Raw genomic sequence first — 14,438 nt, 5'->3', positions numbered from 1 at the left:
TTCAGGCTTCGGTGAGGATCGCGCGGACCCGTCGCAGGTCGTCGATGATGTCCTCGGCGGCGCGACGCCGGGTGACCGGGTGGTCGGCCAGTGCCCCGAGTGCCTCGCGTGCCTGCGCCATGAGCTCGCTCTGCCCGCGCACCCTGGGGTTCCACGTCGCACCGAGCACGAGATAGCCGACCGCGGCGAGCAGCTCCTCCATGCGTCGGTATGGGCCCACGGCCTCCGGTGCATCGGCGAGGGCCCGACGGGCCACCTGGTCGGAGGCAAGGAGCTCGACGTACAGCTGCCGGCAGTGCTCCAGGTGAGCCGCCATCCCTTCGTCGGTCCGGGTGCGCCGCTCGGCGAGGTCGGCCAGAACGTCGTCGAGGGCAAGGACCACCCGGCGCGCGTGGGCCCGCAGGAGCAGCTCGGGCCGGCCCAGGTGGCTGGAGGCGACGAGGACGAGCACTGCCGCGCCGACACCGATGACGGTGTCGATGCCCCGGTCCAGCAGGATCATCGTCGTGTCCATGCCCGTGACCGCCTCGGAGATGACGAGTGCCAGGGGGGTGAGGAAGACGACGGCGAGCGCGTAGTTGCGGGTGATGAGCATCTCGACGACGAACTGCAGGGCGATGACGACCGCGACGGTCCACCAGTGCGAGAGGTCCAGACGCAGCAGCAGCGCGAAGGCGATCAGCCCGAGGGCGGTGCCGACGGTCCGCTGGAAGGCCCGGTGCAGCTGAGAGCTGCGCGTGCCGCCGACGTGGACGATGAGCACTGCGAAGGCAGCGGCCCAGTAGGCATGGGCGTTGTCGAGGAGCAGGGCCACCGACCCGGCGATGATCGCGGCGGCCGCGACCCGGATGCCGACGAGCAGGTCTTCGCTGGGCCATCTCAGGGCCTGTCGCAGCGACCACCCGGGGCGGGGACGGCCGAGGGAGACCTGGCGGACCCGCGCGGCCTCGTGCAGGGCGAGCTCTGCGGTGACCTCCTCGTCCGGGCCGCCGATCGAGCGCGAGACGGCGCCGGCGTAGCGGCTGTGGACCCGCTGGAGACGACCGTCGAAGCGGTCGGAGCCGCCGTCGGTCACTGCGGTCCAGGCCGTGTTGAGCGCCTGCGCGGCGGCTCGTCGCAGGGCGGGCACCATGTCCCGGTCGCTCTCGGACAGGTAGCGTTCCACGGCTTCTTCGGCGTGGCCGACGGCCGCGTCCTCGATGCCGTGCCCACCGAACCAGACGTCGGAGGTACCGACGACGACGGCCGAGAGGACACCGACGGCGGCGAAGCCGAGGATCGTCAGCGGATCGGCCCCGTGGCTGGCCGCGATGTTGGCGATGCCCGTGACGAGGGCGAAGAAGAAGGCTCCGGGAGGTCCGACCTGCAGCGCATAGGAGAGCACGGCCGCGATGGTCGCGGCCGCAGCCATGCCGAGGACCGCGAGGAAGGGGTGACCGGCGAGGAGGATGCCCAGAGTCATCGAGGCGAGCAGCCCGACACCCGCGAGCGGGGTGACGACGAACCGTCGTCGGACGGGGGCCGCGGCCCCGTAGAGCACGGCGAAGACGCCCATGCCGGCGAGGAAACCCTGCTGCCCGTGGCCGGCCAGCGTGAAGCCGACGAGCGGTAGCGCGACGGCCGCGGCAGCACGCAGGGCGATCCAGCGCCGCATGGGTCCGGGATTCCAGCGCGCGAGCGGGCGGAGGTAGTCGACGAGACCAGCCATCAACCCAACCTCCCGCTGCTCCACTCTGCCTGGACGACGTATCCCAGTGACCGGTAGATCCCGCGGGCCCGGTCGTTGTGGGAGTACATGCCGAGTGTGCACCACCCGTGGTCCGCGACGGCTCGGCGTGTCAGCTCGGCGGTGATCCCGCGTCCGAGCCCCAGCCCACGCGCCGCAGCGACCACCGTGATGCCGGCGAGCACGGGAGCACCGGAGGTCTCGAGCTCGCAGCAGCCCACCCCGAGGAGCGTCCCTGACCCGTCACGCACTCCCACCCACCGCTGTCCCGGTCGGGCGAAGGGCTGCCCATCGGTGTCGGGGTTGTTCTGGTCGAGCAGCGCCTGGATCTCCTCGCCTCGGCCCGCGTCGAGCTCGACCGTGCCGACCGGGGCGACGACGTCGGGAGCATGCGTGGTCGACAGGAACTCCCAACGACCGCGAACCTCGGGGAGCAGCCAGCGCAGGCCCTCGGCGGTGCGGGGGAGGGTGACGCCGTCCGCCCCCTTCGTCCGTGCCTGCGTCAACCACGTGGCGAAGGGGGGAGCCGTCACCAGCTCGTGGAGGAGCGCGTCGTCGCCTCGCAGCATGAGCGAGATGCCGTGCACGTGAGTTGGTCGGAGGAAGACGAAGGCCACGTCCGGGCCGCGGCGCAGGCCGAGCGCAGGCAGCGGCGTCGTGGGGGAGGCCTCGGCCCGCACGACCGGGTCATCGCCGCTCCAGCCCAGCAGCGCGCCCATCGGGATCTGCTCGATGCTCATTCGGTGATCCCGAAGCGCGCGTGCAGGCGCTTCATCCACCTCGGCGCCCACCAGTTCCACTCGCCGAGGACCGACATCGTCGCCGGGACGAGCAGCATCCGCACGAGCGTCGCGTCGATCGCGATGGCGAGCACGAGGGCGACCCCGGTCTCCTTGACCGCGAGGACCCTGGCCAGGACGAAGCCCATGAAGACGATGATCATCAGCAGGGCCGCGCTGGTGATGATCTTGCCGGAGCGCTGCAGACCGAGCCGGACGGCGTCGTTGGTGGTGTGGCCGCGCTCGTGCAGCTCGACGATCCGCGAGAGCAGGAAGACCTCGTAGTCCATCGACAGGCCGAAGCCGAAGGCGACCACGAGAACCGGGATCGAGACCTCGACGGCGCCGACGGAGGAGTAGCCGAGCAGCCCCTGGAGGTGCCCGTCCTGGAAGACCCAGACGAGGACTCCGAGCGAGGCCCCGAGGGAGACGACATTCATCAGCAGGGCCTTGATCGGCACGATGACCGAGCCCGTCATGAGGAAGAGGAGCACGAAGGTGGCGAGGATGACGGTGCCGACCGCCAGGGCCGCGTTGTCGGCGATGGACTGGGTGAAGTCCTCGAGGTCCGCGGCCTGGCCACCGATCTTGGCGTCGAAGGGGGGACGGTCGGTCCGTAGCTGCGAGACGAGGTCCTTGGTCTGGCGCCCGAGCGGTCCGTCGGACGTGCGCAGGTCGACGCTGCGGACCGTCCTGCCCTCGAGGGGGCCGACCGTCGTGACCTCGGCCGACTCGACGCCGGGCAGGCGCGTGGCTCCCTTCGCCCAGTCGCGGACCTCGGCCGGGCCGGCGCTCGTCACGACCCGCACGTCGGGCGCGGAGAGCAGGGGGTAGTCCGTGCCGAGGTCCTCGAAGAACTGTCGTTGCACGCTGTCGGTGGGCAGCAGCTCGACGCCCGAGGAGGTGACCTGCATCCGGGTCGCCGGGAGCGCCATCACCACGAGCGCGGTGAGGACCAGGGCCATGACCGCCCAGGGCGCCCGCTGCACCGTGGCGGCCAACGCCGCGAAGACACCGGTGTCGGGGGTGCGCTCGGTGCGGCCGCGCAGCAGTCGCCGTGCGGACAGGGCGCACAGGGCGGGGATGAGCGTCGTGGCCACCACGAGGCACAGGACGACGACGGATACCCCGGCGGCGCCCGCGGCCCGCATGAAGACGGAGGGGAAGAAGAGCAGACCGGACAGGGCGATGGCCACCGTCACCGCGGAGAAGACGACGGTGCGACCGGCCCGGTCCACGGTGCGACCAGTGGCCTCGATGACCAGGGCCCGGGAGTCCTCGCCCAGGGGTGCGCCGTCGAGGATGTCGCGCATCTCCTCCCGGAACCGGGAGACGACGAGCAGCCCGTAGTCGATGCACAACCCGAGGCCGAGCACGCTGACGATGTTGACGACCGTGGCGTCGAGGTCGATGACGTGGGAGAAGCCCCACAACGAGGCGAGCGCGCCGCCGATCGCTGCGACGGCTCCCGCGATCGGGATGCCCGCCGCGAGGAATCCCCCGAAGACGAGCACCATGACGATGAAGGAGATCGGCAGGGCCAGGCCCTCGCCCACCTTCATGTCGCTGGCCACCTGACCGACGACCTCGTCGATGAGCATCTTCAGGCTCCCGCGCTGGCTGTCGGTGGCGCGGGAGGAGGTGACGATCTGGTCGAACTGGATGCCGACGTCACGGCGGACGTCCTCCAGCTGGGCGTCGCTCAGGCCGTGCTTGAACTCGACGACGGTGAGGAAGCCATAGCGGTCCGTGCCCTGGTCGAGGACGAGCGGGGCCCCCTTCGGGTCCTTGACCCCGCCCTCCAGGACGAGGGGGTTGGCGACGCTCTCGACGGCGGGCATCTCGTGGATGCGCTTGACGGCCTCGGCGACGCCCTGACGGACGAAGGGGTCGGTCGCCGGGGACCCCGAGACCATGAGGGTGTCCGAGTCGAGGTCGCCGCCACCCGCGTCGATCAGGAGCTGTCGAGCGTCCTGGGCCTCGCCCGGGGTGGTCATGTCACCGCTGCTCAGCTGGTCGAAGAGACCGCTGCCGGTGACCCCGCCGAGGGCGAGGGCGAAGAAGGCCACGACGAGAGCGAGCCAGGTGGCCACGACGGTGCGAGGACGGCGACCCATCAGAGAGCCGAGACGGTGCAGCAGCGGCAACCTCGGGGCGCGGTGTCTGCTCACCGGGATAGCGTGCCACTTGTGGAATCGGACGACCTCTTCGCCTCTGCCGCCGGTGACGCAGCCCACGCCGGGGCAGACCTCAACGCGCCCCTCGCGGTGCGGATGCGACCGCGCACACTCGACGAGGTCCGTGGACAGCGCGAAGTGCTGCGGACCGGCTCGCCGCTTCGCAGGCTCGTGGAGGGCAGCGCCAACGCGGTCGCCGGTCCCATGTCAGCGATCCTCTGGGGGCCGCCGGGCACCGGCAAGACGACCCTCGCGCACCTCGTGGCGACCGCCGCCGAGCGTGAGTTCGTGCAGCTCTCGGCGGTGACCGCGGGCGTCAAGGACGTGCGGGCCGTCCTGGAGCGAGCCGCGACGAGCCGCTCGATGTACGGCCGTCAGACGGTGCTCTTCCTCGACGAGATCCACCGCTTCAGCAAGGCGCAGCAGGATGCCCTGCTGCCCGGGGTCGAAAATCGTGAGGTCGTGCTCGTCGCCGCGACCACCGAGAACCCGTCCTTCTCGGTCATCTCGCCGCTGCTGTCGCGCTCGATCCTGGTCACTCTCGAGTCACTCACCCGGGAGGAGGTGGGCGAGGTCATCGACGCGGCGCTGACCGACGATCGCGGGCTCGCCGGCGGCTATGACCTGGCGCCCGAGGCGCGCGAGCACCTCGTCGACATCGCCGGGGGTGACGCGCGACGGGCCCTGACCTCGCTCGAGGCCGCCGCGGGAGTCGCGGAGGAGGACCACCCCTTCGGTCGTGAGGTCCCAGAGGCCGGGGTGCCGCTCACCCTGGCCCACGTCGAGCTGACGGTCGCGCGGGCGGCGGTGCGCTACGACCGCACCGGCGACCAGCACTACGACGTGGCCTCCGCCTTCATCAAGTCGATGCGTGGATCCGACGTCGATGCCGCGCTGCACTACCTGGCGCGACAGCTCGAGGCGGGGGAGGACCCCCGCTTCATCGCCCGCCGCATCGTCATCTCCGCGTCGGAGGATGTCGGGTTGGGGGACCCGACGGCCCTGCAGACCGCGGTCGCCGCCATGCATGCCGTCGCCCAGATCGGTATGCCCGAGGCGCGGATCATCCTCGCGCAGGCCGTGGTGCACAACACGCTGGCGCCCAAGTCCAATGCCGCCTACACGGGGATCAACGAGGCGATCGCCGATGTGCGTGCCGGCAAGGTGCAGGCGGTGCCGCCGCACCTGCGCGGCAGCGGCTACACACAGGCATCCGAGCGAGCCGCCGGTGCGAGCGGGGGAGCCAAGGTCGAGGGCTATGTCTATGCCCACGACCAGCCTGACGCCGTCGCCGCGCAGCAGTACCTGCCTGATGATCTGCACGCCGAGCTGGCGGACCGGTCCTACTACCGACCGACCGATCGTGGCTTCGAGGCCCGCCTGCAGGAGCGGTGGACCTGGCTGCGCGGGCGGCTGCGCGGCAAGGGCTGATCGTCGGGCCGATGGCGAGACCTCGGCCCGCATCGAAGACGCAGGTCCTCAGGACACCGGCATTCCACCGGCGGGACCGGGCTCGTCCCCGATCCTCGAGGTCACCTCCAACCCGGTGGGTAGGGTGGGGGGCATGACTGTGCTTCTCGGACGACCGCGCCGGATCACCGCGCGGCGAGCTATCTCGGGGTCGGCTCGCGCCTGACGCGCCGGTCGCCCCCTTCGCTCCTGCCCGAGTCATCCCCGCACCTGCCCGTGCACACGCACCGATTGGACACGAGACACCCATGGAAACTGCCGAGATCCGGCGCCGCTGGCTCACCTTCTTCGAGGCCAAGGGACACACCGTCGTCCCCTCGGCCCCGCTGATCCACGAGGACCCCACCCTCCTGTTCGTCAACGCCGGCATGGTGCCTTTCAAGCCCTACTTCTCCGGGCAGGAGACCGCACCCTACGACCGCGCCACGAGCGTGCAGAAGTGCGTGCGCACCGGTGACATCGACGAGGTCGGCAAGACCTCGCGGCACGGCACCTTCTTCCAGATGAACGGCAACTTCTCCTTCGGGGACTACTTCAAGCGCGAGGCGATCACCTTCGCCTGGCAGCTGCTCACGACCTCACAGCCCGAAGGGGGCTACGGCCTGGACCCCGAGCGCCTCTGGGCCACGGTCTACGAGGACGACGACGAGGCCGAGCAGCTGTGGCTGGAGATCACCTCGATCCCGGCCGAGCGGATCGTGCGCCGCGACAAGGCCGACAACTACTGGCACATGGGCGTCCCCGGACCCGGTGGCCCCTGCAGCGAGATCTTCTACGACCGCGGCGAGGAGTACGGCGTCGACGGTGGCCCGGCGGTCGACGAGGACCGCTTCATGGAGATCTGGAACCTCGTCTTCATGCAGTTCGACCTGTCCGCGGTCCGGTCCAAGACCGACTTCGACATCGCCGGGCCCCTGCCGGCGCAGAGCGTGGACACCGGCATGGGCCTGGAGCGCATGGCCAGCATCCTGCAGGGCGTCGACAACATGTACGAGATCGACGAGGTCTACCCCGTGCTGGAGAAGGCCGCGGAGATGACCGGCCGCGACTACGGCACGCGGTCGGGCCAGACGGCGGGCGACTCCCACCCCGACGACGTCCACCTGCGGGTCGTCGCGGACCACATCCGCTCCTCCCTGATGCTCATCGGTGACGGCGTCACCCCGGGCAACGAGGGGCGTGGCTACGTCCTGCGACGGATGCTGCGCCGTGCGGTGCGCGCGATGCGGCTGCTCGGGTACGACGAGCCGGCCCTGCCGCACCTCATGCCCGTGTCGATGGAGCGGATGAGCGCCTCCTACCCCGAGCTGCGCACCGGTTTCGACCGGATCGCGCAGATCGCCTACGCGGAGGAGCAGGCCTTCCGTCGCACGCTCGCATCGGGCACCACCATCCTCGACACGGCGGTGACCAAGACCAAGCAGGGCGGCGGCGACACCCTCGCGGGCGCGCAGGCCTTCGCCCTGCACGACACCTACGGGTTCCCGATCGACCTCACCCTCGAGATGGCGGCCGAGCACGGGCTCAAGGTCGACCGCGACGGCTTCGTGCGGCTCATGGACGAGCAGCGTCAGCGGGCCAAGGCCGATGCCAAGGCCAAGAAGGGCGGCCACGCCAACACCGAGGTGTGGAAGGACCTGCGCTCGCTCGGGGCCACCGACTGGCGCGCCTACGAGGAGCTCACGACGACCGGCTCGATCGTCGGTCTGGTCCGCGACGGCGCACGCGTGGAGGAGCTCGAGCCCGGGCAGACCGGTGAGGTCGTCCTCGACCGGACGAGCTTCTACGCCGAGTCGGGCGGTCAGGTCGCCGACGGCGGCACCATCGTCGTCGACGGAGCACGCCTGCTCGTGCGCGATGTCCAGCGTCCCGTCAAGGGCCTGGTGGTCCACTCCGTCGAGGTGCTCGACGGTCCGGTCCGGGTCGGCGCCGAGGCCTCTGCCGAGGTCGACCCGCAGTGGCGTATCGACGCCTGCCAGGCGCACTCCGGCACCCACGTGGTCCATGCGGCCCTGCGCCAGGTGCTCGGTCCGTCCGCGCTGCAGTCGGGCTCGTACAACAAGCCCGGCTACCTGCGACTCGACTTCGCGTGGAACCAGGGCCTGTCCGCCGACACGCGTGCCGAGATCGAGCACGTCGCCAACCTCGCTGTCCGTGATGACCTGCCGGTCGCCGCGGACTGGATGACCCTGCCCGAGGCCCGCGACCGTGGCGCCCTCGCGCTCTTCGGCGAGACCTACGGCGAGCAGGTCCGAGTCGTCGAGATCGGCGGCGAGTGGTCGCGCGAGCTGTGCGGCGGTACCCACGTGCGCCACTCCAGCCAGATCGGGGCACTCACCCTCACGGGCGAGTCCTCGGTCGGCTCCGGCGTGCGCCGGCTCGAGGCCTTCGTCGGGATGAACGCGCTGTCCCACCTGGCGACCGAGCGCGCGCTGGTCGCCGAGCTGTCCGCCATCGTCAAGGCCCCGGCGGCCGACCTGCCCGAGCGGGTGGGCGAGCTCGTCGCGCGCCTGCGCGAGGTGGAGAAGGAGCTGGACAAGGTGCGCCGGGAGCAGGTCGCGGCGTCTGCCGGATCGCTCACCGACACAGCCCGTGAGGTCGCTGGTGTGACCTTCATCGGCCGACACATCGCCGGCGGCGCACCCGAGGACCTGCGTCAGATGGTCACCGACGCACGAGCCCGTCTGGGCGAGGAGCGCCCCACTGTGGTGGCCCTCACCGGCGATGGTCCCGGCAAGCCGGTGATCGTGATCGCCACCAACGAAGCCGCCAGGACGAAGGGGGTCAGGGCCGGCGCCCTCGTGCGGGTCGCGGCCCAGGTCCTCGGTGGCGGTGGGGGCGGCAAGGACGACCTGGCTCAGGGCGGCGGCCAGGACGCCTCCAAGGTCGAGGACGCCCTGTCGGCCGTCGAGCGGGAGCTCGGTGCCTGACGCAGCCGGTACCGCGCGCCGCGGCGTGCGGATCGGCATCGACGTGGGGGAGGCCCGGGTCGGGGTCGCCTCGAGCGACCCCTCGGGCCTCCTCGCGACACCTGTCGAGACCGTGCCGCGTGATCTCGAGCACGACAGCGATGTCGACCGGGTGGTGCAGATCGCCACGGACATGGACGCCATGGAGTTCGTCGTCGGCCTGCCTCGCTCCCTCGACGGGAGCGAGGGACCGGCGGCCGACAAGGCCAGGTCCTGGGCCAGACGCCTGCGAGCGGTGCTCGCTGAAGCACCGATCGGCAACACGCCGATCCGCCTGGTGGACGAAAGGCTCACCACGGTGGATGCTCATCGTGGCCTGCGAGAGAGCGGACTGGACGGGCGCCGTCATCGCGATGTCGTTGACCAGGTGGCCGCCGTCCTCATCCTGCAGACTGCGCTGGACACGGAACGCGCAACCGGTAGACCCCCCGGGGAACGGGTCGGTCGGCCGCGCCGACGCACACCGCTGAAGGGCAAGGACGCATGAGCGAGCTGCACGAGGACATCTTCGACGAGGGGCCGGCCGAGGTGGCCGGCACCCGACGTCAGCAGCGATCGACGCAGGCGCGTTCTTCGCGTCGTGGTGGAGCCGGTTGCCTGGCGATGATCCTGGCCGCGGCCGTCGTCCTGGTGGCGATCTTCTTCGCCTTCGGCTCGTTGCGCTCGCTCATCCCGGGCAGCTCCGAGGCCAAGGACTACGCAGGACCGGGGCACGGGTCGGTCGAGGTGGACATCTCGTCCGGGATGGCCGGCTCCGAGATCGGCGAGACATTGGTCGAGGCCGGGGTCGTGAAGTCCACGAGCGGTTTCACCCAGGTCGCGACGGCGCAGCCGGACAAGGCCGCCTCGATCCAGCCCGGCACGTACGCGATGCTCAAGGAGATGCCGGCCGCCGACGCCTTCGACCGCCTCCTCGACCCGGCCAACCGCGTGGCCAAGGGCATCACGATCCCCGAGGGCCTGTGGCGCTCCGAGATCTACGCGAAGCTCGCCAAGGGCACCGGCACCCCCGTCTCCGCGTACGAGAAGGCGGAGAAGTCCGCCAAGCTCAAGCTGCCCGAGCAGGCCGGCGGCGATGTCGAGGGATGGCTCTTTCCGTCGACCTACGAGTTCGAGAAGGGCACCAGCGCCGTCGCGCAGCTGAACACGATGATCACGCTGACGACCGACCACCTCACCAAGGCCGGCGTCGCCAAGGACGACTGGGAGCGCACGCTCATCGTGGCCTCCATCGTCGAGGGCGAGTCCGGAGCCGCAGACCGCAGCAAGGTGGCCCGCGTCATCGAGAACCGCCTCAAGGACGTCGACGGGCCGACCGTCGGCATGCTCAACATGGACAGCACGGTCCACTACATCTTCCAGGGGCGCGGCAAGGCCGGTACGACGGACGAGATGCGCGCCAGTCCGAGCCCGTACAACACCTACATGCACAAGGGTCTGCCGCCGGGCCCGATCAACAACCCGGGCGGCGCAGCCATCGAGGCGGCGGGCAACCCGGAGCCCGGTGACTGGCTCTTCTTCGTCACGGTCGACCCGGACACGGGCGAGACGAAGTTCGCCACCACCCAGCGCGAGCACGACAACAACGCCAAGGAGTTCGACCAGTGGTGCGCGGACAACCAGGACCGGTGCTGAGCCCGACCCACCACGCGGGGGTCCTCGGGAGCCCGATCCGGCACTCCCTGTCGCCGACCTTGCACCGGGCGGGATATGTGGCAGCTGGCCTCTCGGGCTGGGACTACACCCCTCATGACGTGGACGAAGGGGGGTTGGCCCCCTTCGTCGCCGGGCTGGACGGCTCGTGGCGCGGGCTCAGCCTGACGATGCCGCTCAAGGTCTCGGCCTTCGAGGTGGCTGACGAGGTGAGCGAGCTCGCGCACCGTGCGGGAGCGATCAACACGCTCGTGCGCACCGATGCCGGCTGGCGCGGGGACAACACCGACGTGCACGGGGTGACCCGCGCGCTGGCGGACGCGGGCGCCACGGGCATCACCTCGGCGACGATCGTCGGGTCCGGCGCGACGGCACGCTCCGCCCTCCTCGGCCTCGTGGGGCTCGGGGCCACCCGCATCACGGTCGCTGCTCGCACGCCGCAGCGAGCCGAGGAGCTGCGCGACGTCGCTGATGTCGACGTGCTCATCGTGCCCCTGGACGAGTGGTCACTCACCGGCGACGCGGCGATCGTCTCCACCGTGCCGGGAGGACCGGCCAACGCAGCGGCCGCCGGGCACCTGACCGGAGTCCTCGACGGGGTGACCCTCCTCGACGTCGTCTACGCGGACTGGCCGACGCCGCTGGCGAGGGCCGCACGCGAGCACGGTGCGACGATCGTCTCCGGGCTCGAGATGCTCGTCCATCAAGCCGCGCGGCAGTTCGAGCTGTTCACCGGGACACCCGCGCCGGTCGAGGCGATGCAGTCGGCAGGACGAGCGGCGCTGGGCCACACCCCGGACGCCTGACGGCGCCCCGCGATCGAAGTGCGAGGATTGCGCCCATGTTGCGTTGGTTGACCGCTGGTGAGTCGCACGGCCAAGCCCTCGTGGCGACCCTCGAAGGGCTGCCCGCCGGGGTCGAGGTGAGGACCTCGGACGTGGCTGCTGCTCTCGCCCGACGCCGCCTCGGGTACGGCCGGGGCGCCCGGATGAAGTTCGAGCAGGACCAGGTGACCTTCCTCGGCGGGGTACGTCACGGGAGCACCCTCGGCTCGCCGCTGGCCGTCATGATCGGCAACACCGAGTGGCCCAAGTGGGAGACGGTCATGGGTGCCGACCCCGTCGAGAGCGCGGCCCTGGCCGCCGCCGACGACATCGGCGCCGACAAGGAGATCGCCCGCAACCGTCCGCTGACCCGCCCGCGTCCGGGGCACGCCGACCTCGTGGGCATGCAGAAGTACGGCTTCGACGAGGCCCGCCCGATCCTCGAGCGCGCCTCCGCGCGCGAGACCGCGGCGCGCGTCGCCCTCGGCGAGATCGCCGAGCGCTTCCTCGAGCAGGCCTACGGCATCCGCCTCGTCGCGCACACCGTCGCCATCGGTGAGGGTGAGGCGCCCGCCGACGGGCCGCTGCCCACACCCGACGATGTCGACGCACTCGATGCCAACCCCGTGCGCGCGATGACCCGCGAGGGCACCGACGCGATGGTGGCCGAGATCGAGGCGGCCAAGAAGGACGGCGACACCCTCGGCGGCGTCGTCGAGGTGCTGGCCTACGACCTGCCGCCCGGGCTGGGCAGTCACGTCCACTGGGACCGGCGGCTCGATGCGCGTCTGGCCGGCGCGCTCATGGGCATCCAGGCGATCAAGGGGGTCGAGGTCGGTGACGGCTTCACCACCGCCCGCCGTCGCGGGTCCGCGGCCCACGACGAGATGGAGCGTGACTCCGCCGGCGTCATCCACCGGCGCACGGGTCGTGCCGGGGGGACCGAAGGGGGGATGAGTACCGGTGACGTGCTGCGCGTGCGCGCCGCGATGAAGCCGATCAGCACCGTCCCGCGCGCCCTGGAGACCGTCGACGTGGCCGGCACCGACCCCGCGACCGCCATCCACCAGCGTTCCGACGTCTGTGCCGTCCCGGCCGCCGGGGTCGTCGCCCAGGCGATGGTCGCCCTCGTCCTCGCGGAGGCCTGCGTCGAGAAGTTCGGCGGTGACTCGGTCGCGGAGACCGCCCGCAACCACCGGTCCTACCTCGAGTCGATCCCCGAGCTCATGCGGACGTGGGAGGCGTGAGCGGGGCTCCCTTCGTCGTCGTCATCGGTCCTCCCGGCGTCGGCAAGTCGACGGTCGCCCGAGGGCTGGCCGAGCGCCTCGGCCGACGCCTCGTCGACACCGACGCCCTCGTCGAGGAGCGGGAGGGGCGCAGCATCTCCGACCTCTTCGTCGAGTCGGGCGAGGACTACTTCCGGGCGGCGGAGCAGCGCGCAGTGCTCGATGCACTCCGTGAGGACGGCACCGTCCTCGCGCTCGGTGGTGGCGCGCCGATGATCCCTGCAGTGACCGAGGCGCTGGAGGGACACACCGTGCTCTTCCTCGACGTCGGCATCGCTGACGCCGCCAAGCGGATCGGCTTCGACAAGAGCCGGCCGCTGCTGTCGGTCAACCCCCGGCAGAGCTGGATCAAGACCATGGAGAGCCGTCGCCCGACCTACGAGTCGCTGGCCACCCACCGGGTGGACACCGCCGGGCGCGGGGTCGACGACGTCGTCGCCGAGGCACTGTCCCGGTTGGAGGATGCATGAGCGGCGTGACCGACGATGTGACGGCCATCCCTGTCGGGGAGGACTACGACGTGCTCGTCGGCCACGGGGTCTCCGCCCGGGTGGCCGAGGTGCTCCCACAGGGCGTGGCCCGGGTCCTCGTCGTCCACGGTGCGCCCCTGGCGCGACTCGCGGCGCCCGTGGTGACGGCCCTGCGTGACGCCGGGCTCGAGGTTCATGTCGCCGCGGTCCCGGACGCAGAGGCAGCCAAGACCGTCACCGTCGCCGCCGACCTGTGGGCGACCATGGGGCAGGCCGGCTTCACCCGCAGCGACGCGGTCGTCGCTGTCGGTGGCGGCAGCGTCACCGACCTCGGTGGCTGGACCGCAGCGGCGTGGCTGCGCGGCGTGGCCGTCGTCCACGTGCCGACGACCGTGCTCGGCATGGTCGACGCCGCGGTGGGAGGCAAGACGGGGATCAACACCGCAGAGGGCAAGAACCTCGTCGGGGCCTTCCACACCCCGGCCGCGGTCCTGTGCGACCTGGACCACTTGAGCACCCTGCCGCCGGCGGACCTGTCGGCCGGGCTGGCCGAGGTCGTCAAGGGCGGGTTCATCGCCGATCCGCGCATCCTCGAGATCGTCGAGGTGGACGAGTCGGCCGTGCAGGACCCCGGGTCGGCCGCGCTGCGCGAGGTCATCGAGCGCAAGATCGCCATCAAGGCCACGGTCGTGGCCGCTGACCTGCGCGAGTCGCACCTGCGCGAGATCCTCAACTACGGCCACACCCTCGGGCACGCCATCGAGCACCACGAGGGCTATCGGATGCGGCACGGCGAGGCCGTGGCGATCGGCATGGTCTACGCCGCCGAGATCGCCCACCGGACCGGGCGGATCGACGCCGCCCTCCTCGAGCGTCACCGGTACGTCCTGGGACTCCTCGGCCTGCCGACGACCTACTCGCGGGCGACCTTCGACGAGCTGCTGGTCGCGCTGCGCCGGGACAAGAAGACCCGCGGGGCGACCCTGCGCTTCGTCGTCCTCGACGGCCTCGCCGAGCCCGGCCGCCTCGAGGGTCCCGACGAGTCGCTGCTGCGCGAGGCCTACGCCGCCCTGGCCTGACCCGG

The 14,438-nt window shown here is 71.3% G+C and carries 11 protein-coding genes; 8 read left to right on the top strand and 3 right to left on the bottom strand.

From position 1 onward, the window contains the following. Position 1: 1 nt before the first annotated feature. From ASG73_RS13155 to ASG73_RS13145, 3 genes are read right to left on the bottom strand one after another with little or no spacing between them, the layout of a single operon-like run. A complete protein-coding gene (locus tag ASG73_RS13155) occupies positions 2 to 1,708 on the bottom strand; it encodes an FUSC family protein (RefSeq protein WP_055995925.1) in 1,707 nt (568 codons plus the stop codon). Continuing rightward, complete coding sequence (locus tag ASG73_RS13150; protein ID WP_055995923.1) at positions 1,708 to 2,466, bottom strand: GNAT family N-acetyltransferase; 759 nt, start codon at positions 2,464 to 2,466, stop codon at positions 1,708 to 1,710. Before ASG73_RS13150 ends, ASG73_RS13155 begins: the two co-directional genes overlap by 1 nt. Continuing rightward, entirely contained in the window at positions 2,463 to 4,676 is a 2,214-nt protein-coding gene (locus ASG73_RS13145; RefSeq protein ID WP_055995920.1) for an MMPL family transporter, read from the bottom strand. Before ASG73_RS13145 ends, ASG73_RS13150 begins: the two co-directional genes overlap by 4 nt. 18 nt (positions 4,677 to 4,694) lie before the next feature. Between ASG73_RS13145 and ASG73_RS13140 the strand changes: the two genes are divergently transcribed. The 8 genes from ASG73_RS13140 (at position 4,695) to aroB (ending at position 14,433) form a co-directional block, all read left to right on the top strand. Next, complete coding sequence (locus tag ASG73_RS13140) at positions 4,695 to 6,113, top strand: replication-associated recombination protein A (protein ID WP_055995917.1); 1,419 nt, start codon at positions 4,695 to 4,697, stop codon at positions 6,111 to 6,113. 287 nt (positions 6,114 to 6,400) lie between these two features. Further along, a complete protein-coding gene (gene alaS / locus ASG73_RS13135; RefSeq protein ID WP_055995915.1) occupies positions 6,401 to 9,082 on the top strand; it encodes an alanine--tRNA ligase in 2,682 nt (893 codons plus the stop codon). Then, entirely contained in the window at positions 9,075 to 9,608 is a 534-nt protein-coding gene (ruvX, locus tag ASG73_RS13130; RefSeq protein ID WP_055995912.1) for a Holliday junction resolvase RuvX, read from the top strand. Before alaS ends, ruvX begins: the two co-directional genes overlap by 8 nt. Next, complete coding sequence (mltG, locus tag ASG73_RS13125) at positions 9,605 to 10,756, top strand: endolytic transglycosylase MltG (RefSeq protein WP_055995909.1); 1,152 nt, start codon at positions 9,605 to 9,607, stop codon at positions 10,754 to 10,756. The genes ruvX and mltG overlap by 4 nt, the downstream gene beginning before the upstream one ends. After that, entirely contained in the window at positions 10,750 to 11,580 is an 831-nt protein-coding gene (locus ASG73_RS13120) for a shikimate dehydrogenase (RefSeq protein ID WP_055995906.1), read from the top strand. The genes mltG and ASG73_RS13120 overlap by 7 nt, the downstream gene beginning before the upstream one ends. 35 nt (positions 11,581 to 11,615) lie before the next feature. After that, entirely contained in the window at positions 11,616 to 12,845 is a 1,230-nt protein-coding gene (gene aroC, locus ASG73_RS13115; protein WP_055995903.1) for a chorismate synthase, read from the top strand. Further along, positions 12,842 to 13,354, top strand: a complete 513-nt coding sequence (locus tag ASG73_RS13110; RefSeq protein ID WP_055995900.1) for a shikimate kinase — start codon at positions 12,842 to 12,844, stop codon at positions 13,352 to 13,354. Before aroC ends, ASG73_RS13110 begins: the two co-directional genes overlap by 4 nt. Continuing rightward, positions 13,351 to 14,433, top strand: coding sequence for a 3-dehydroquinate synthase (aroB, locus tag ASG73_RS13105; RefSeq protein WP_055995897.1), 1,083 nt, complete (start codon positions 13,351 to 13,353; stop codon positions 14,431 to 14,433). The genes ASG73_RS13110 and aroB overlap by 4 nt, the downstream gene beginning before the upstream one ends. The last annotated feature ends 5 nt before the right edge of the window (positions 14,434 to 14,438 follow it).

Source organism: Janibacter sp. Soil728, assembly GCF_001428305.1.
In the GTDB taxonomy this organism is placed as follows: Bacteria; Actinomycetota; Actinomycetes; order Actinomycetales; family Dermatophilaceae; genus Janibacter.
The sequence above is the reverse complement of the archived record's forward strand: the minus strand, read 5'-3'. Positions and strand labels throughout refer to the sequence as shown.